Source organism: Tahibacter soli (genome assembly GCF_025717065.2).
Taxonomy (GTDB): domain Bacteria; phylum Pseudomonadota; class Gammaproteobacteria; order Xanthomonadales; family Rhodanobacteraceae; genus Tahibacter; species Tahibacter soli.
In genome coordinates this window covers 164079-179924 of the sequence record NZ_JAOVZO020000003.1, presented here as the reverse complement: position 1 = coordinate 179924, position 15846 = coordinate 164079, and the positions used below count along the sequence as shown (strand labels likewise).

21 protein-coding genes are annotated in these 15846 nt (G+C 63.2%); all 21 read right to left on the bottom strand.

The annotated features are described in order from the left end of the window. Positions 1-2: 2 nt before the first annotated feature. On the bottom strand, positions 3-398 hold the full coding sequence (gene rpsH / locus OD750_RS03180) for a 30S ribosomal protein S8 (RefSeq protein WP_263542762.1): 396 nt from the start codon (positions 396-398) through the stop codon (positions 3-5). 37 nt (positions 399-435) lie between these two features. Beyond that, a complete protein-coding gene (gene rpsN, locus OD750_RS03175) occupies positions 436-741 on the bottom strand; it encodes a 30S ribosomal protein S14 (RefSeq protein ID WP_263542761.1) in 306 nt (101 codons plus the stop codon). A gap of 19 nt (positions 742-760) precedes the next feature. Next, positions 761-1300: a 50S ribosomal protein L5 gene (gene rplE / locus OD750_RS03170; RefSeq protein ID WP_263542760.1), complete on the bottom strand. Its 540-nt coding sequence runs from the start codon at positions 1298-1300 to the stop codon at positions 761-763. A gap of 11 nt (positions 1301-1311) precedes the next feature. Continuing rightward, positions 1312-1626 (bottom strand): 50S ribosomal protein L24, encoded by a 315-nt coding sequence (rplX, locus tag OD750_RS03165; RefSeq protein ID WP_263542759.1) that lies wholly within the window; start codon positions 1624-1626, stop codon positions 1312-1314. A gap of 12 nt (positions 1627-1638) precedes the next feature. Beyond that, positions 1639-2007: a 50S ribosomal protein L14 gene (rplN, locus tag OD750_RS03160; protein WP_263542758.1), complete on the bottom strand. Its 369-nt coding sequence runs from the start codon at positions 2005-2007 to the stop codon at positions 1639-1641. 23 nt (positions 2008-2030) lie between these two features. Continuing rightward, on the bottom strand, positions 2031-2294 hold the full coding sequence (gene rpsQ / locus OD750_RS03155) for a 30S ribosomal protein S17 (protein WP_263542757.1): 264 nt from the start codon (positions 2292-2294) through the stop codon (positions 2031-2033). Between the two features lie 10 nt (positions 2295-2304). Next, positions 2305-2490, bottom strand: a complete 186-nt coding sequence (gene rpmC / locus OD750_RS03150) for a 50S ribosomal protein L29 (protein ID WP_263542756.1) — start codon at positions 2488-2490, stop codon at positions 2305-2307. After that, positions 2490-2903, bottom strand: a complete 414-nt coding sequence (gene rplP, locus OD750_RS03145) for a 50S ribosomal protein L16 (RefSeq protein WP_263542755.1) — start codon at positions 2901-2903, stop codon at positions 2490-2492. The genes rpmC and rplP overlap by 1 nt, the downstream gene beginning before the upstream one ends. Before the next feature lie 2 nt (positions 2904-2905). Continuing rightward, positions 2906-3613, bottom strand: coding sequence for a 30S ribosomal protein S3 (gene rpsC, locus OD750_RS03140; protein WP_263542983.1), 708 nt, complete (start codon positions 3611-3613; stop codon positions 2906-2908). A gap of 16 nt (positions 3614-3629) precedes the next feature. Beyond that, on the bottom strand, positions 3630-3965 hold the full coding sequence (rplV, locus tag OD750_RS03135; protein WP_263542754.1) for a 50S ribosomal protein L22: 336 nt from the start codon (positions 3963-3965) through the stop codon (positions 3630-3632). An 11-nt stretch (positions 3966-3976) separates the two neighbouring features. After that, positions 3977-4258, bottom strand: a complete 282-nt coding sequence (rpsS, locus tag OD750_RS03130; protein WP_263542753.1) for a 30S ribosomal protein S19 — start codon at positions 4256-4258, stop codon at positions 3977-3979. 12 nt (positions 4259-4270) lie between these two features. After that, on the bottom strand, positions 4271-5098 hold the full coding sequence (gene rplB / locus OD750_RS03125) for a 50S ribosomal protein L2 (protein WP_263542752.1): 828 nt from the start codon (positions 5096-5098) through the stop codon (positions 4271-4273). Between the two features lie 12 nt (positions 5099-5110). Next, positions 5111-5401 (bottom strand): 50S ribosomal protein L23, encoded by a 291-nt coding sequence (rplW, locus tag OD750_RS03120; protein ID WP_263542751.1) that lies wholly within the window; start codon positions 5399-5401, stop codon positions 5111-5113. Then, entirely contained in the window at positions 5398-6003 is a 606-nt protein-coding gene (gene rplD / locus OD750_RS03115) for a 50S ribosomal protein L4 (RefSeq protein ID WP_263542750.1), read from the bottom strand. The genes rplW and rplD overlap by 4 nt, the downstream gene beginning before the upstream one ends. Positions 6004-6014: 11 nt before the next feature. Beyond that, positions 6015-6656, bottom strand: a complete 642-nt coding sequence (gene rplC / locus OD750_RS03110) for a 50S ribosomal protein L3 (protein WP_263542749.1) — start codon at positions 6654-6656, stop codon at positions 6015-6017. Between the two features lie 32 nt (positions 6657-6688). Next, complete coding sequence (rpsJ, locus tag OD750_RS03105) at positions 6689-7000, bottom strand: 30S ribosomal protein S10 (protein WP_255910649.1); 312 nt, start codon at positions 6998-7000, stop codon at positions 6689-6691. Positions 7001-7246: 246 nt separating this feature from the next. Then, complete coding sequence (gene tuf, locus OD750_RS03100) at positions 7247-8437, bottom strand: elongation factor Tu (protein ID WP_263542737.1); 1191 nt, start codon at positions 8435-8437, stop codon at positions 7247-7249. A 38-nt stretch (positions 8438-8475) separates the two neighbouring features. After that, positions 8476-10569, bottom strand: a complete 2094-nt coding sequence (gene fusA / locus OD750_RS03095; RefSeq protein WP_263542748.1) for an elongation factor G — start codon at positions 10567-10569, stop codon at positions 8476-8478. Positions 10570-10586: 17 nt separating this feature from the next. After that, positions 10587-11054 (bottom strand): 30S ribosomal protein S7, encoded by a 468-nt coding sequence (rpsG, locus tag OD750_RS03090; protein WP_263542747.1) that lies wholly within the window; start codon positions 11052-11054, stop codon positions 10587-10589. 17 nt (positions 11055-11071) lie between these two features. Then, a complete protein-coding gene (gene rpsL / locus OD750_RS03085; protein WP_263542746.1) occupies positions 11072-11446 on the bottom strand; it encodes a 30S ribosomal protein S12 in 375 nt (124 codons plus the stop codon). A 191-nt stretch (positions 11447-11637) separates the two neighbouring features. After that, a complete protein-coding gene (gene rpoC, locus OD750_RS03080; RefSeq protein ID WP_263542745.1) occupies positions 11638-15846 on the bottom strand; it encodes a DNA-directed RNA polymerase subunit beta' in 4209 nt (1402 codons plus the stop codon).

Here is a 15846-nt window from a genome sequence, read left to right as displayed (position 1 = left end):
CCTTAGGCGACCAGGCCGATGACTTCGCCGCCGAGACCCTTGGCGCGCGCCTGGGCGTCGGTCATGACGCCGCTCGAGGTGGAGACGATCGAGATGCCGAGGCCGTTGAGCACTTTCGGCAGCGCGTCCTTGCCGCGGTAAACGCGCAGACCCGAACGCGACACGCGCTCGATGCGCTCGATGACCGGCTTGCCTTCGTAGTACTTGAGGGCGATTTCGAGTTCGGCTTTGCCTTCGACCGTATTGACCTGGGCGTCGCGAACGTAGCCTTCGTCCTTCAGAAGCTTGGCCAGCGAGACCTTCAGCTTCGAGGACGGCATGCGCACCGTCGCCTTGCCCGTGAGCTGGGCATTGCGAATGCGGGTGAACATATCGGCGATGGGATCAGTCATGCTCATGTTTCGTGCTTCCTTCTAGCATCGATATCCGCTGGAATTACCAGCTGGCTTTGCGCAGGCCCGGAACGTCGCCGCGCATGGTGGCTTCGCGCAGCTTGTTGCGGCCGAGGCCGAACTTGCGATAGACGCCGCGCGAACGGCCGGTGAGTTCGCAGCGGTTGCGCTGACGGGACGGCGACGAATCGCGCGGCAGCTTCTGCAGCTTCGCCGACGCATCCATCTTCTCTTCGTACGAAGCGGTCGTGCTCGCGATGATCTGCTTGAGCTCGGCGCGCTTGGTCGCATACTTCTTCGCCAGCTTCTCGCGCTTGACTTCGCGATTCACCATGCAGGTCTTGGCCATTGGTTCGGTTCCTCGCGGATCAGTTGCGGAACGGGAAACCGAAGGCTTCGAGCAACGCCTTGGCTTCTTCGTCGGTACGGGCGGTCGTGGCAACCGAAATGTCCATGCCGCGCATCGCGTCGACCTGGTCGAAATCGATTTCCGGGAAAATGATCTGTTCCTTGATACCCATGTTGTAGTTGCCGCGGCCGTCGAAGGCACGCGCCGACACGCCACGGAAGTCGCGCACGCGCGGCAGCGCGACGGACACCAGGCGGTCGAGGAACTCGAACATGTGGTGACGGCGCAGCGTCACTTTGCAGCCGATCGGCCAGCCTTCGCGGATCTTGAAGGCGGCAACCGAGACGCGTGCCTTCGTCGAGACCGGCTTCTGGCCCGCGATCTTCGCCATGTCGGCGAGCGCGTTCTCGAGAACCTTCTTGTTGCCGACCGCCTCGCCCACGCCCATGTTCAGCGTGATCTTGGTCAGGCGCGGCACCTGCATGATGTTGGCGTAGCTGAAGCGTTCCATCAGCTTGGGCACAACGACTTCTTTGTAATGCTTTTCAAAGCGCGTCATTACGGCGGTCCTCAGATGTCAACCACTTCGCCCGACTTGCGGAAAACGCGCACCTTCCGACCGTCCTCGAGGACTTTGAAGCCGACGCGCTCACCCTTGCCGGTGGCGGAGTTGACCAACTGCACGTTGGAGATGTGGATGGACGCCTCACGCTCGATGATGCCGCCCGGCTGGTTCGCCTGCGGATTCGGCTTGGTGTGGCGCTTGACCAGGTTCAGGTTGGCGACGAACACGCGTTCGCCCGCGACGCGGGAAACTTCGCCCTTCTGGCCCTTGTTCTTGCCGGTGATCACGGTGACCTGATCACCCTTGCGGATACGGTTCATGACGATACCCCGTTACAGCACTTCGGGCGCGAGCGACACGATCTTCATGAACTTCTCGCCGCGCAGTTCGCGCGTGACGGGTCCGAAGATGCGCGTGCCGATCGGCTCGAGCTTGTTGTTGAGCAGCACGGCGGCATTGCCGTCGAAGCGGATCAGCGAACCGTCGGCACGGCGCACGCCTTTCTTGGTGCGCACGACGACGGCGTCATAGACCTCGCCCTTCTTGACCTTGCCACGCGGAATCGCGTCCTTGACCGTGACCTTGATGATGTCGCCGATCGCGGCGTAACGGCGCTTGGAGCCGCCGAGCACCTTGATGCACATCAGTTCGCGCGCGCCCGAGTTGTCGGCGGCGTCGAGATAGGTCTGCATCTGAATCATGGTTTTATCTCCTCAGACCTGTCTTACTGCGCCGCGCGCACAACGACTTCGACGACCTTGAAGTTCTTGGTCTTCGACAGCGGCGCGCACTCCTGGATGCGCACGACGTCGCCTTCCTGGCATTCGTTCTTGTCGTCGTGGGCGTGGTACTTGGTGGAACGGCGGATGATCTTGCCGTACAGCGAATGCTGCACTTGGCGCTCAACCAGCACGGTCACCGTCTTGTCCATCTTGTTGCTGACTACGCGCCCCTGAATGGTGCGGGCAGTCTTTTCGGTATCGGTCATGGCCAGGTCCTTACTTCTTCTCGCCGAGCAGCATTTTGACCGTCGCGATCTCGCGGCGAACGCGCGTGATCTGATGCGTCTGGGTCAGCTGGCCGGAGCCCTTTTGCATACGCAGCTTGAACTGCTCGTTGCGCAGCTCGCCGAGATGGGCGTTAAGGTCCTGCGCGGACTTGGTACGAAGTTCTTTCAGTTCCATCACAGCACCGTACGGGTCACGAATTGAGTCTTGACCGACAGTTTCGCGGCCGCCAGACGGAAGGCTTCGCGCGCGCTGGCTTCATCGACGCCTTCAATCTCATAGAGCATGCGGCCGGGCTGCACCGGGGCGACCCAGTACTCGACGTTGCCCTTGCCGCTACCCATACGCACTTCGATCGGCTTCTTGGTGATCGGCTTGTCCGGGAACACGCGGATCCACAACTTGCCGCCACGCTTGACGAAGCGGGTGATGCAGCGGCGCGCCGCTTCGATCTGACGCGCGGTCAGCGCGCCGAATTCGGTCGACTTCAGGCCGTATTCGCCGAAGCTGACCTTGGTCGCGACGAAGGAAAGCCCGTCGTTGCGGCCCTTGAATACCTTGCGGTACTTGGTTCGCTTGGGTTGCAACATGATCAGGCTCCTTGCTTCGGCGCGCGGCGCTGCGGACGCTCTTCGCTCGCCTCGGCCTTGGCAGCTTCAGCCGCCTGCGCGAGGTCGAAGATTTCGCCCTTGTAGACCCACACCTTGATACCGATGATGCCGTAGGTGGTGGTGGCTTCCGCGAAGCCGTAGTCGATGTCGGCGCGCAGCGTATGCAGCGGCACGCGACCTTCGCGGTACCACTCCGAGCGCGCGATTTCCGCACCGTTCAGACGGCCCGCGACGTTGATCTTGATGCCCAGGGCGCCGATGCGCATCGCGTTCTGCACGGCGCGCTTCATCGCGCGGCGGAACATGATGCGGCGCTCGAGCTGCTGCGCGATCGATTCGGCGACGAGCTGCGCGTCGAGTTCCGGCTTGCGCACTTCGGTCACGTTGATGTGGGCGGGAACGCCCATCACCTGCGAGACTTCCTTGCGCAGCTTCTCGATGTCCTCGCCCTTCTTGCCGATCACCACGCCCGGACGGGCGGTGTGAATCGTCACGCGGGCGGTCTTCGCCGGACGCTCGATCAGGATCTTGCTGATACCGGCCTGAGCGAGCTTCTTCTTCAGAAGCGCACGCACCTTGAGATCGGCAGCCAGGTACTCCGCGAAGTCACGCTTGTTGGCGTACCACTTGGAGTTCCAATCCTTGGCGATGCCAAGGCGGATACCGGTCGGATGAACTTTGTGACCCATCGTTCTTGTCCTTCGCTTAGCTGCCGGTACCGACAACCACGGTGATGTGGCTCGTCCGCTTGATGATGCGCGTGCCGCGGCCCTTGGCGCGGGCGGCGAAACGCTTCAGGGACGGGCCTTCGTCAACGAAGATGCGAGCGACTTTCAACTCGTCGACGTCGGCGCCGTCATTGTTCTCGGCGTTGGCGATAGCCGACAGCAGCACTTTCTTGATGATGTGCGCGGCCTTCTTATCGCTGAACGTAAGCAGGTTCGTGGCGCGGTCGACGGCAAGGCCGCGAACCTGGTCGGCGACCAGGCGGACCTTCTGCGGCGAGATGCGCGCGCTGCGCAGGATTGCTTTGGTTTCCATCGCAGTGTCCCTTACTTCTTCGAGTCGGCTTTCTTGTCGCCGGAGTGACCCTTGAACGTACGGGTCACGGCGAACTCGCCGAGCTTGTGGCCGACCATGTTCTCGTTGACCAGCACCGGCACGTGAGCCTTGCCATTGTGGACGGCGATCGTGAGACCGACCATGTCCGGCAGGATCATCGAGCGGCGCGACCACGTCTTGATCGGGCGCTTGTTGTTGGCGGCGACAGCGGCCTCCACCTTCTTCTGAAGGTGCAGATCGATGAACGGACCTTTCTTGAGTGAACGAGCCATGATTGGTACCTATCAGCCGCGACGGTCGCGCACGATGAACTGCGTCGTACGCTTGTTCTTGCGAGTCTTGTAACCCTTGGTCGGCATGCCCCACGGGGACACCGGATGCGGGTTACCCTGGCCTGCACGCGCCTCACCACCGCCGTGCGGATGGTCGACCGGGTTCATGGCCGCGCCGCGAACCGTCGGACGTACACCGCGCCAACGCTTCGCACCGGCCTTGCCGAGGTTCTCGAGGTTGTGCTCGGAGTTGCCGACTTCGCCGAGCGTCGCGCTGCAGTCGGCCGGAACCTTGCGCATTTCGCCGGAGCGAAGACGCAGCGTGGCGTAGGCGCCTTCGCGAGCGACGAGCTGCGCCGAACCGCCGGCGGCACGCGCGATCTGCGCACCCTTGCCCGGCTTCATTTCGATGCAGTGCACGGTCGAACCGACCGGGATGTTGCGCAGCGGCAGGGTGTTGCCGACCTTGATCGGCGCGTCCTTGCCGGCCATCAGCTGGTCGCCGACCTTCACGCCCTTCGGCGCGATGATGTAGCGACGCTCGCCGTCGGCGTAGCACAGCAGCGCGATGTGCGCGGTGCGGTTCGGGTCGTACTCGAGCCGTTCCACGCGAGCCGGAATGCCTTCCTTGTCGCGCTTGAAGTCGATGATGCGGTAGTGCTGCTTGGAACCGCCGCCCTTGTGACGGGTGGTGATGCGGCCGTTGTTGTTGCGGCCGCCGGTCTTGTTCTGCGCCTCGGTCAACGCCGCGTACGGCGCGCCCTTGTGCAGTTCCGGGTTCACCACGCGAACCATCGCGCGGCGGCCTGCGGATGTCGGCTTGTAGTCAATCAGTGCCATGGGTATCCCACCTTAGGCCTGGGCCATCACGTCGATGCTCTGACCTTCGGCAAGGCGGACATATGCCTTGCGCAGGTCGGAACGACGGCCCGAACGGAAACGGAAGGTCTTGGTCTTGCCCTTGGCATTGACCACATTGACCGCTTCGACTTTGACGCTGAAGAGCTGCTCGATCGCCGCCTTCACGTCCGCCTTGGTCGCGGTAGACGCGACTTCGAACACATACTGGTTGGACTCGGCCAGACGCGCGCTCTTTTCCGAGATGCGCGGCGCGCGCAGCACGCCCAGGAGACGCTCGTTCATGCCAGCCACTCCTCGATCTTCTTCACCGCGTCGACCGTGATCACGACGTGATCGGCGCGCACGAGCGCGACGGGGTTCAGTGCATTGGTGTCGATGACTTCGAGCACCTTGTGGTTGTTGCGCGCGGCGAGGTACAGGTTTTCGCTGACCGTTTCGCTGACGATGATCGTCTTGCCGTCGGCCTTGAGCTCGCCGAGCTTGGCGATGAGGCTCTTGGTCTTGGGCGCGTCGACGTCGAAGTCGGCGACGACCTTCACGCGATCCTGGCGAATCAGCTCCGACAGGATCGAAGCCATCGCCCCGCGGAACATTTTCTTGTTGACCTTCTGCGAGAAGTCGCGCGGCTTGGCCGCGAACGCGACGCCGCCGCCGACGAAGATCGGAGCGCGGTAATCGCCGTGGCGAGCGCCGCCGCCCTTCTGCTTCTTGAACTTCTTCGTCGTGCCCGACACTTCGGCGCGCGACAGCTGCGCCTTCGTGCCCGCACGGCCCGCGTTGCGATACGCGGTCACGACCTGGTGGACCAGATCCTGGCGGTATTCCTTGCCGAACACGTCGTCGGAGACGCTGAGCGGCTTGGCGCCGATAACATTGAGTTCCATGGCGTCGCTCCTCAACCCTTGGCCGCGGCGCGGATGATGACGTCGCCGCCGGTAGCACCCGGCACCGCGCCCTTGATCGCGATCAGATGACGCTCGGTGTCGATCTGCACGACTTCGAGGTTCATCGCCGAGCGCGTGACCGCGCCCATGTGGCCGGACATCTTCTTGCCCGGGAACACGCGACCCGGGGTCTGGCGCTGGCCGATAGAACCCGGCGAGCGGTGCGACAGCGAGTTACCGTGCGTGGCGTCGCCCATGGTGAAGCCATGGCGCTTGATGGTGCCCTGGAAGCCCTTGCCCTTGCTGACGCCCTGAACGTCGACGATCTGGCCGACCTTGAAGACTTCGTCAGCCTTGACTTCGCCGCCGACGTTGAAGTTGCCGAGGTCGGCCGCTTCGACGCGGAATTCCCACAGGCCGCGGCCGGCTTCGACCTTGGCCTTGGCGTAGTGGCCCGCGGCCGGCTTGTTGACGAGCGAAGCGCGCTTGCTGCCCGCCGTCACCTGCACCGCGTTGTAGCCGTCATTCTCGACCGTCTTGACCTGGGTGACGCGGTTCGGCGTCGCTTCGATCAGGGTCACCGGAATCGAGCGTCCGTCTTCGGTGAAGACTCGGCTCATGCCGCATTTGCGGCCAACCAATCCGATACTCATGTTCGTGTCCTATTGCGTGCCTGTGGCGCCGCTCAGTAGAGCTTGATCTGCACGTCCACGCCGGCGGCGAGGTCGAGCTTCATCAGGGCGTCAACGGTCTTGTCGTTCGGATCGACGATATCCAGCACGCGCTTGTGGGTGCGGGTCTCGTACTGGTCACGCGCGTCCTTGTCGACGTGCGGCGACACCAGCACGGTGTAGCGCTCGATCTTGGTCGGCAGCGGAATCGGACCGCGCACCTGGGCGCCGGTACGCTTCGCGGTCTCCACGATTTCGCTCGCGGAGCGGTCGATCAGACGATGATCGAAAGCCTTCAGTCGAATACGGATCTTTTGGTCCGCCATGGCCGTACTTCCTCGGTAAAAGAGCGTCGGGATACGGCAACTTCATGTGCCGTTCCCCAGAAAAATCGGGCAGACCGGTAAACCGGTCCGCCCAGACAGGAAAGTGTAGTACGCACAAAGACGCCCGTCAAGCGGGCATTCCATGCGCGACACTCCATGTCCGGCGAACACGAGGCGCATCCTGCACCTCTTTTCGCTGTAGTTAGCCGCTCTCCTCGCGGGAGAGCGGCTGGATCTTGCTTTCGCTTACGCGAAGATCTTGGCGACGACGCCGGCGCCGACGGTACGGCCGCCTTCGCGGATCGCGAAGCGCAGACCTTCTTCCATCGCGATCGGCGCGATCAGCGTCACGACCATCTTCACGTTGTCGCCCGGCATCACCATCTCGACGCCTTCCGGCAGTTCCACGTTCCCCGTCACGTCCGTCGTGCGGAAGTAGAACTGCGGGCGGTAACCCTTGAAGAACGGCGTATGACGACCGCCCTCTTCCTTCGACAGCACGTACACCTCGGCTTCGAACTTCGTGTGCGGGTTGATCGAACCCGGCTTGCACAGCACCTGGCCGCGCTCCACGTCGTCGCGCTTCGTGCCGCGCAGCAGCAGGCCCACGTTGTCGCCCGCCTGGCCCTGATCGAGCAGCTTGCGGAACATTTCAACGCCCGTCACCGTCGTCTTCACCGTCGGACGGATGCCCACGATTTCGATTTCTTCGCCGACCTTGATCACGCCGCGCTCCACGCGACCGGTCACCACCGTACCGCGACCGGAAATCGAGAACACGTCTTCCACCGGCATCAGGAACGGCTTGTCCAGCACGCGCACCGGTTCCGGAATGTACGTATCCAGCGCTTCCACCAGCTTGATGATCGCCGGCACGCCGATTTCGCTCTGATCGCCTTCCAGCGCCTTGAGCGCCGAACCCTTGATCACCGGCGTGTCGTCGCCCGGGAATTCGTACTTGCTCAGCAGTTCGCGCACTTCCATTTCGACGAGCTCCAGCAGCTCGGCGTCGTCGACCATGTCAGCCTTGTTCAGGAACACCACCACGTACGGCACACCGACCTGGCGCGCCAGCAGGATGTGTTCGCGCGTCTGCGGCATCGGGCCGTCAGCGGCCGAGCACACCAGGATCGCGCCGTCCATCTGCGCCGCACCCGTGATCATGTTCTTCACGTAGTCGGCATGGCCCGGGCAGTCCACGTGCGCGTAGTGACGGTTCGGCGATTCGTATTCCACGTGCGCCGTCGAAATCGTGATGCCGCGCGCCTTCTCTTCCGGCGCCGCGTCGATCTGGTCGTACGCCTTGAATTCGCCGCCGAAACGCTCCGCGCCGATCTTCGTCAGCGCCGCCGTCAGCGTCGTCTTGCCGTGATCCACGTGACCAATCGTGCCGACGTTGACGTGCGGCTTAGTACGCTCGAATTTACCCTTAGCCATGACTCAAAACCTCAAACTGTGAATATCTGGAAGATGACTTAACCGGCCTTCTTCATCACTTGCTCGGCGATATTGTTCGGCGCCTCGGCATAGTGATCGAATTCCATCGTGAAGGTCGCACGACCCTGCGACATCGAGCGCAGCGACGTGGCGTAACCGAACATTTCACCCAGCGGGACGTTCGCGTTGATGACCTTGCCCGACGGGCTGTCGTCCGAACCCTGCAGGATGCCGCGACGACGGGAAAGATCGCCCATCACGTCGCCCATATAGTCTTCCGGCGTCACGACTTCGACCTTCATGATCGGCTCGAGCAGTACCGGATTGGCTTTGTGGAAGCCTTCCTTGAAGCCCATCGAGCCCGCGATCTTGAACGCCATTTCGTTCGAGTCGACTTCATGGTACGAACCGTCGATCACGCGGATCTTGATGTCGACGACCGGGAAGCCGGCGAGAACGCCGTTCTGCATCGCTTCCTGGATGCCCTTGTCGACCGCCGGGATGTATTCCTTCGGCACGACGCCGCCGACGATCGCGTTCTCGAACACGTAACCCGCACCGCGCTCCTGCGGATGCAGCTCGAGCACGACGTGACCGTACTGGCCGCGACCGCCCGACTGGCGCACGAACTTGCCGTCCTGCTTGACCATCTTGCGGATGGTTTCGCGATAGGCGACCTGCGGCTTGCCGACGTTCGCCTCGACGTTGAACTCGCGCTTCATGCGGTCGACGATGATTTCCAGATGCAGCTCGCCCATGCCGGCGATGATGGTCTGGCCGGATTCCTCGTCGGTGCGCACGCGCAGCGACGGATCTTCCTGCGCCAAGCGCGACAGCGCCATGCCCATCTTTTCCTGGTCCGACTTGGTCTTCGGCTCGACCGCCATCGCGATGACGGGCTCCGGGAAGATCATGCGCTCGAGCGTGATGACGTGATCCTGCGAGCACAGCGTGTCGCCGGTCGTGACGTCCTTGAGGCCGACCGCCGCGGCGATGTCGCCGGCACGGACTTCCTTGATTTCGTCACGCTGGTTCGCGTGCATCTGCAGAATGCGGCCGACGCGTTCTTTCTTGCTCTTGACCGGGTTGTACACAGTGTCGCCGGAGTTCAGCGTGCCCGAGTAGACACGGAAGAACGACAGCGAGCCGACGAACGGATCGGTCATGATCTTGAACGCGAGCGCCGAGAACGGCTCGGTGTCGCCGGCAGCGCGCTGCGCTTCCTTCTCGTTTTCGTCGATGCCCTTGACCGGCGGACGATCGGACGGCGCCGGCAGGTAGCGGATCACCGCGTCCAGCATCGCCTGCACGCCCTTGTTCTTGAAGGCCGTGCCGCAGAACACCGGGATCAGGCTCGTCGCCAGCGTGCCGGCGCGAATACCCGACATGATTTCGGCTTCGGTGAGTTCCTCACCGCCGAGATACTTGTCCATCAAGGCGTCCGACGTTTCTGCGGCCGACTCGACGAGGTAGTTGTGCGCCGCCTTGCACTCGTCGGCGAGGTGCGCCGGAATGTCGCGGTACTCGAACTTCGTACCCTGCGAATCCGGATCCCAGTAGATCGCCTTCATCTTGACGAGGTCGATCACGCCTTCGAAGTTTTCTTCGGCGCCGATCGGCACCTGCATCGGCACCGGGTTCGCGCCGAGGCGCGACTTCAGCTGGCCGACGACCTTCTTGAAGTCGGCGCCGGTGCGGTCCATCTTGTTGACGAACGCAAGACGCGGCACACCGTACTTGTTGGCCTGACGCCACACGGTTTCCGACTGCGGCTGAACGCCGCCGACCGCGCACAGCACGAACACGGCGCCGTCGAGCACGCGCAGCGAGCGCTCGACTTCGATCGTGAAGTCGACGTGGCCCGGCGTATCGATGATGTTGAAGCGGTGTTCCGGAAAGGACATGTCCATGCCCTTCCAGAAGCAGGTCGTCGCGGCCGACGTGATCGTGATGCCGCGCTCTTGTTCCTGCTCCATCCAGTCCATCGTCGCGGCACCTTCGTGCACTTCGCCGATTTTGTGGTTGACGCCGGTGTAATACAGGATGCGTTCGGTCGTCGTCGTCTTGCCGGCATCGATGTGAGCCATGATGCCGAAGTTGCGATAACGATCGATAGGGGTAGTACGGGCCACAGTCGTTCCCTCAACTCTTACCAGCGATAGTGCGAGAACGCCTTGTTGGCTTCCGCCATACGATGCGTTTCTTCGCGCTTCTTGACCGCGGAGCCGCGGTTCTCGGCAGCTTCAAGCAGCTCGGCGGCGAGCTTGCGCGGCATCGAGTTTTCGCTGCGCTTGCGCGCCGCATCGATGACCCAGCGCATCGCCAGCGCCGTGCGGCGAGCCGAACGGACTTCGACCGGCACCTGATACGTCGCACCGCCGACGCGGCGGGACTTCACTTCGACCGCCGGAGCGACGTTGTTCAACGCCTTCTCGACGAGGCCGAGCGAATCGGCGTTCTTCTGACCGATATGGTCGAGCGCGCCGTAGACGATGCCTTCGGCAACGGACTTCTTGCCGCTCTTCATCACCATGTTGATGAAGCGGGCGATCAACTGGCTGCCATGCTTCGGATCCGAGAGCAGGACACGGGTAGGGGCGGAACCTTTACGCGACATGATTCAAGCCTTCTCTATCAGGACTTCGGGCGCTTGGCGCCGTACTTCGAACGACCCTGGCGACGCTTCGTGACGCCGGCGGCGTCGAGCGAACCGCGCACGGTGTGGTAGCGCACGCCCGGCAGATCCTTCACGCGACCGCCGCGGATCAGGACCACCGAGTGCTCCTGCAGATTGTGGCCTTCGCCGCCGATGTAGCTGATGACCTCGTAGCCGTTGGTCAAACGAACCTTCGCCACCTTGCGCAGCGCCGAGTTCGGCTTCTTCGGGGTGGTCGTGTACACGCGGGTGCAGACGCCGCGACGCTGCGGGCAGCTCTGCAGCGCCGGAGACGCGCTCTTGTAGGTCTTCGGGCTACGCGGTTTACGCACCAGCTGGTTGATAGTCGCCATTCGTGGATGCCTTAAGAAACAAAAGACAGGCCGAGACAAATCGGCCTGCCAAGACGCAAGAGTTTAACAAGCGGTTGACAAGGGCGTCAACACGACGACGCCCCGTCTCCACATCCGTGTCCTCGAACACGAGGCGCGTCCTGCGCCTCTTTTCGATGTTGGTTTTGTGCGCCGCCAGGGGCGCACGGATTTCAGCCGCCGTCGTCGGCGGAATCGGAGACGAACTCCGTTACGCCGCCGCGCAGGGTCTCGATGTCCGAATCCGACAGACCGCCGGCCGCATTGCGGCGGCGCGTCGCGTGGAAGGCGAGACCCGTACCCGCGGGAATCAAGCGGCCGACAATAACATTCTCCTTCAGGCCACGCAAGGTATCGCGCGTACCGCGAACCGCCGCTTCGGTAAGGACGCGAGTGGTTTCCTGGAACGACGCGGCCGAGATGAACGACTCGGTCGCGAGCGACGCCTTGGTGATGCCGAGCAGCACCGGATCGTACTGGGCCGGCAGTTCGTTGCGGGCCTCGGCGCGACGGTTCTCCTCGATCGTACGCAGACGATCGACCTGCTCGCCGCGCAGGAAGCGCGTATCGCCGGCGACCGTGATCTCGACCTTGCGCAGCATCTGGCGAATGATCGTTTCGATGTGCTTGTCGTTGATGCGCACGCCCTGCAGGCGGTAGACGTCCTGGATTTCCTTGACGAGGTAGGCCGCGAGCGGCTCGACGCCCAGGAGACGCAGGATGTCGTGCGGATTGGGTTCGCCGTCGACGACGGTTTCGCCCTTCTCCACGTGTTCGCCTTCGAACACGATCACGTGACGCCATTTCGGAATGAGCTCTTCGTGCTCGTTGCCGTCGGAGTCCTTGATGATCAGGCGCTGCTTGCCCTTGGTGTCCTTGCCGAAGCTGATGATGCCGGAGCGCTCGGCGAGGATCGCCGGTTCCTTCGGCTTGCGCGCTTCGAACAGGTCCGCGACGCGCGGCAGACCGCCGGTGATGTCGCGGGTCTTCGACGTTTCCTGCGGAATACGCGCCACGACGTCGCCGACGCCGACTTCGGAACCGTCCTGCAGCGACACGATCGCGCCGGCCGGCAGGAAGTACTGCGCGGGAATGTCGGTGCCGGGCAGCTTGAGTTCCTTGCCCTTCTTGTCTTCGATGCGCACGGTCGGACGCAGATCCTTCGCCTGCGTGCCGCGACGCTTCGGATCGGTGACCACCGCGCTGTCGAGGCCGGTGAGTTCGTCGGTCTGCGACTGCACGGTCACGCCGTCGATGAAGTCGATGAAGCGCAGGACGCCCGCGACTTCCGACACGATCGGATGGGTGTGCGGATCCCAGTTCGAGACGATCTGGCCGGCCTTGACCGGCGCGCCGTCCTTGACCGAGATCGTGGCGCCGTACGGCACCTTGTAGCGCTCGCGCTCGCGGCCGTGCGTATCGAGCACGGACACTTCGCCCGAACGCGACACGGCGACCAGGTGACCCTGGCTGTGCTGCACGGTCTTCAAGTTGTTGAAGCGCAGCGCGCCGGTCGTCTTGACCTGCACGTTGTCGACCGCCGCCGCACGAGACGCCGCACCGCCGATGTGGAACGTACGCATCGTCAGCTGCGTGCCCGGCTCGCCGATCGACTGCGCCGCGATGACGCCGACCGCTTCGCCCTGGTTCACGAGGTGACCGCGCGCCAGATCGCGGCCGTAGCACTGCGCGCACACGCCGAAACGCGTTTCGCAGGTGATCGGCGAACGCACCTTGACCGACTGCACGCTGGCCTGGTCCATCTTGTCGACCAGCGCTTCGTCGAGCAGCGTGTTGCGCGTGACGATCGGCTGATCGTCGTTGCCCGGCGCGTACACGTCTTCGGCGATGACGCGACCCAGCACGCGATCGCGAAGCGGTTCGACGACGTCGCCGCCTTCCACGATCGCGGTCATCGTCAGGCCCGCGTACGTTTCGCAGTCGACCGAGGTAACGACCATGTCCTGTGCCACGTCGACGAGACGACGCGTGAGGTAACCCGAGTTCGCGGTCTTCAGCGCCGTATCGGCCAGACCCTTGCGGGCGCCGTGGGTCGAGATGAAGTACTGCAGAACGTCGAGGCCTTCGCGGAAGTTCGCCTTGATCGGCGTTTCGATGATCGAGCCGTCCGGCTTGGCCATCAGGCCGCGCATGCCGGCGAGCTGGCGGATCTGCGCCGCGCTGCCGCGCGCGCCGGAGTCGGCCATGATGTAGATCGAGTTCATCGACTTCTGTTCGACGACTTCGCCTTTCGAGTTGGTGATCTTCTCGAAGCCGATGCCGCGCATCATGGCCTGCGCGACCTGCTCGTTCGTACGCGACCAGATGTCGACGACCTTGTTGTAGCGCTCGCCCGACGTCACGAGACCCGACTGGAACTGCTCCTGGATCTCGACGACTTCCTTCTCGGCGACTTCGAGGATCGCGCGCTTTTCGCCCGGGATCTTCATATCGTCGATGCCGATCGAAATGCCGGCGCGCGTGGCGTAGTGGAAGCCCGTGTACATCAGCTGGTCGGCGAACACGACGGTGTCCTTCAGACCCAGCTTGCGATAGCACGCGTTGATCAGGCGCGAGATCGCCTTCTTCGTCAGCTCGGTGTTGACGAGCGCGAACGGCAGGCCCGGCGGAATGATTTCGTGCAGCAGCGCTCGGCCCACCGTCGTCGTTTCGATCGACGTGCGCTCGGTGCGCTGACCGGTCGTGTCGTCGAGCTCGACGAGGCGCAGGCGCACCTTCACCTTCGCGTGCAGGTCGACCGCACGGTTCTGATAGGCGCGATGCACTTCGGCGACGTTCGCGAACACCATGCCCTCGCCCTTCGCGTTCACGAGTTCGCGGGTCATGTAGTACAGGCCGAGCACGACGTCCTGCGTCGGCACGATGATCGGATCGCCGTTCGCCGGGGACAGGATGTTGTTCGTCGACATCATCAGCGCGCGCGCTTCGAGCTGCGCTTCGAGCGACAGCGGCACGTGCACGGCCATCTGGTCGCCGTCGAAGTCGGCGTTGAACGCGGTACAGACGAGCGGATGCAGCTGGATCGCCTTGCCTTCGATCAGGACCGGCTCGAACGCCTGGATGCCGAGGCGGTGCAGCGTCGGCGCGCGGTTGAGCATGACCGGGTGTTCGCGGATCACCTCTTCGAGGATGTCCCACACCTGCGCTTCTTCGCGCTCGACGAGCTTCTTCGCCGCCTTGATCGTCGTGGCGAGGCCGCGACGCTGCAGCTTCGAGAAGATGAACGGCTTGAACAGCTCGAGCGCCATCTTCTTCGGCAGGCCGCACTGGTGCAGCTTGAGCGTCGGACCGACCACGATGACCGAACGGCCGGAGTAGTCGACGCGCTTGCCGAGCAGGTTCTGGCGGAAGCGGCCCTGCTTGCCCTTGATCATATCGGCGAGCGACTTGAGCGGGCGCTTGTTCGTGCCCGTGATCGCACGGCCGCGACGGCCGTTGTCCATCAGCGCGTCGACCGACTCCTGCAGCATGCGCTTTTCGTTGCGCACGATGATGTCCGGTGCATTGAGTTCGAGCAGCCGCTTCAGGCGGTTGTTGCGATTGATGACGCGACGGTACAGGTCGTTCAGGTCCGACGTCGCGAAACGGCCGCCGTCGAGCGGCACGAGCGGACGCAGGTCCGGCGGCAGCACCGGCAGCACGGTCATGACCATCCACTCGGGACGGTTGCCCGACTCGATGAAGCTCTCGACGAGCTTGATGCGCTTGGACAGACGCTTCAGCTTCGTTTCCGAATTCGTCGAGGCGATTTCTTCGCGCAGCTTGACGAGCTCCTGGTTCAAGTCGATCGACTTCAAGAGTTCGTACACCGCTTCGGCGCCCATGCGCGCGTCGAATTCGTCGCCGTGCTCTTCGACCGCCTGCAGGTACTGCTCTTCGGTCAGGAGCTGGCCGCGTTCGAGCGCGGTCAGACCCGGCTCGACGACGACATAGGCTTCAAAGTACAGAATGCGCTCGATGTCGCGCAGCGTCATGTCGAGCATGAGGCCGATGCGCGACGGCAGCGACTTCAGGAACCAGATGTGCGCGGTCGGCGAGGCCAGTTCGATGTGGCCCATGCGCTCGCGGCGCACCTTGGCCAGCGTCACTTCCGTGCCGCACTTTTCGCACACGACGCCGCGGTGCTTCATGCGCTTGTACTTGCCGCACAGGCACTCGTAGTCCTTGATCGGTCCGAAGATCGCCGCGCAGAACAGGCCGTCGCGTTCGGGCTTGAACGTGCGGTAGTTGATCGTTTCCGGCTTCTTCACTTCGCCGAACGACCACGAACGAATCAGGTCCGGCGACGCAAGGCCGATACGGATCGAGTCGAAGTCCAGCGTCTGTCGCTGCTGGTTGAACAGGTTGAGCAAGTCTTTCAT

Bases quoted from the DNA above. Each gene is read 5' to 3' on its own strand.
- rpmC (WP_263542756.1), bottom strand. From the start codon at position 2,490: ATGGAACTGAAAGAACTTCGTACCAAGTCCGCGCAGGACCTTAACGCC.
- rplB (WP_263542752.1), bottom strand. From the start codon at position 5,098: ATGGCACTGATTGACTACAAGCCGACATCCGCAGGCCGCCGCGCGATG.
- rplC (WP_263542749.1), bottom strand. From the start codon at position 6,656: ATGAGTATCGGATTGGTTGGCCGCAAATGCGGCATGAGCCGAGTCTTC.
- rplW (WP_263542751.1), bottom strand. From the start codon at position 5,401: ATGAACGAGCGTCTCCTGGGCGTGCTGCGCGCGCCGCGCATCTCGGAA.
- rpoC (WP_263542745.1), bottom strand. From the start codon at position 15,846: ATGAAAGACTTGCTCAACCTGTTCAACCAGCAGCGACAGACGCTGGAC.
- rplX (WP_263542759.1), bottom strand. From the start codon at position 1,626: ATGAACCGTATCCGCAAGGGTGATCAGGTCACCGTGATCACCGGCAAG.
- rpsG (WP_263542747.1), bottom strand. From the start codon at position 11,054: ATGTCGCGTAAAGGTTCCGCCCCTACCCGTGTCCTGCTCTCGGATCCG.
- rplV (WP_263542754.1), bottom strand. From the start codon at position 3,965: ATGGAAACCAAAGCAATCCTGCGCAGCGCGCGCATCTCGCCGCAGAAG.
- tuf (WP_263542737.1), bottom strand. From the start codon at position 8,437: ATGGCTAAGGGTAAATTCGAGCGTACTAAGCCGCACGTCAACGTCGGC.
- rpsC (WP_263542983.1), bottom strand. From the start codon at position 3,613: ATGGGTCACAAAGTTCATCCGACCGGTATCCGCCTTGGCATCGCCAAG.
- rpsL (WP_263542746.1), bottom strand. From the start codon at position 11,446: ATGGCGACTATCAACCAGCTGGTGCGTAAACCGCGTAGCCCGAAGACC.
- rpsJ (WP_255910649.1), bottom strand. From the start codon at position 7,000: ATGGCGGACCAAAAGATCCGTATTCGACTGAAGGCTTTCGATCATCGT.
- rpsQ (WP_263542757.1), bottom strand. From the start codon at position 2,294: ATGACCGATACCGAAAAGACTGCCCGCACCATTCAGGGGCGCGTAGTC.
- rplD (WP_263542750.1), bottom strand. From the start codon at position 6,003: ATGGAACTCAATGTTATCGGCGCCAAGCCGCTCAGCGTCTCCGACGAC.
- rpsN (WP_263542761.1), bottom strand. From the start codon at position 741: ATGGCCAAGACCTGCATGGTGAATCGCGAAGTCAAGCGCGAGAAGCTG.
- rplP (WP_263542755.1), bottom strand. From the start codon at position 2,903: ATGTTGCAACCCAAGCGAACCAAGTACCGCAAGGTATTCAAGGGCCGC.
- rplE (WP_263542760.1), bottom strand. From the start codon at position 1,300: ATGACGCGCTTTGAAAAGCATTACAAAGAAGTCGTTGTGCCCAAGCTG.
- rplN (WP_263542758.1), bottom strand. From the start codon at position 2,007: ATGATTCAGATGCAGACCTATCTCGACGCCGCCGACAACTCGGGCGCG.
- rpsH (WP_263542762.1), bottom strand. From the start codon at position 398: ATGAGCATGACTGATCCCATCGCCGATATGTTCACCCGCATTCGCAAT.
- rpsS (WP_263542753.1), bottom strand. From the start codon at position 4,258: ATGGCTCGTTCACTCAAGAAAGGTCCGTTCATCGATCTGCACCTTCAG.